Below are 1,399 nucleotides of genomic sequence, written 5' to 3'. Positions count from 1 at the left end.
ATCTTTCTTATCTCTCTGTTTTTACCTTCATTTATTGTAAGGCGAATCTTACTTTGCACTCTTCCTTTTGAAAGAATTTTAAATTTAAATGGAGAATAAGTAACATTTTTTATAGTAATGCCGGCACTTGCCTTTAATAAAGCTTCAGAATCTATTTTGCCATTAACAGTAACATCATAAACTTTTAATATTTCATAAGATGGGTGCGTAATAATATTTGCAAACTCACCGTCATTTGTAATAATCATAATACCGCGTGATTCAGAGTCAAGCCTTCCAGCATAAAAAAGCCTYTCTTTWATACCCTTAAAAAACTCTGTAATAATTCTTCTTCCAGGCAAATATTTAGTAGTGCTTACAACGCCTAAAGGTTTATATAAAGCCATATAYCTTTTAGTTTGCCTTTCTATAATATTTCTATCTATTGAAACAGAGTCGCTTTCTTTAACCCTATAAGCAGGGTCTAATATCACCTGATTGTTTACTCTCACCCTTCCAGACATTATAGCCTTCTCACAATTTCTTCTGCTTGCAAAACCAGATTCTAATATTACTTTAACAAGCCTTMCATTTTCTTTATTTRTCTTATTGTCCATATTTACTCTCTAATTGTTTTATGTGTTGGGTTTTTATTTGATATAGTAGTGAATAATATATTTATAAATCATAATATAAAAAAGCTCCGCTTTAGCCGTATGCGACATAAATGCACCTAACTTTATAGTTAGGTGGGCTCTTCAGAAACATGACCTTGATTTCTCTATACCATATCGCGATAATGGCGAGCCTATCATTGATGCTTCGCTCCAGATCCCGTTAGCATTAAATTATAGTGGTGCAAGAATGTCATCGCTTCACGTACTAAGCAGAGTGATATTAATATAAAGTTTTTTTGATTATTTGTCAATAGTATGTATTTTTAAAGAAATAATACTATTTTTTAATAATTACTTTCTCATAACAGATTCTTTTACATCTTTAATAACAGCATCTGTAATATCAAAATTTCTATCTGCATAAAGGATAGCGTACTCTGTTCTTTCAAGTATTAAAGTGTATCCTTCTTTTTTTACAATACCAATAAGTGATGAAGCAACCTGTCTTTTAACTTGTCCTCTCAAAGAATTATCTCTAGGGTTAGTATTTATTTCTGTATTATTAGTTTCTGCCGCCATGTCTCTATTATTTTGCTCTTCCATTTTTAATTTTAAATTCTCAACAAAAACTTCGTCTTTAGTAACTTCTTTTACAACCCTATCCAAATCAACATAACCAACTTTAGTAAGCCTATATGATTGAGTAAAAACTCTTGGGCTTATTATAGATAAACTTAAAAAAGATAAAAACATCAAAGCAAAAATATAATATTTTTTCATAATTTATTTTCTCCTTTTTTATT

General features: G+C 29.8%; 2 protein-coding genes. Both read right to left on the bottom strand.

The window, feature by feature from the left end:
- The coding region (locus GQX97_RS12170) for a pseudouridine synthase (protein ID WP_198391224.1) at nt 1-596 on the bottom strand (596 nt) is incomplete at its 3' end.
- A gap of 351 nt (nt 597-947) precedes the next feature.
- Nucleotides 948-1,376 carry an OmpH family outer membrane protein gene (locus GQX97_RS12165; protein WP_013244105.1) on the bottom strand — a complete coding sequence of 143 codons (429 nt, stop codon included), beginning with the start codon at nt 1,374-1,376 and terminating at the stop codon, nt 948-950.
- Nucleotides 1,377-1,399: the final 23 nt, after the last annotated feature.

Source organism: Brachyspira sp. SAP_772 (assembly GCF_009755885.1).
Classification (GTDB): domain Bacteria; phylum Spirochaetota; class Brachyspiria; order Brachyspirales; family Brachyspiraceae; genus Brachyspira.
This window is presented reverse-complemented; position numbering and strand designations above follow the sequence as displayed.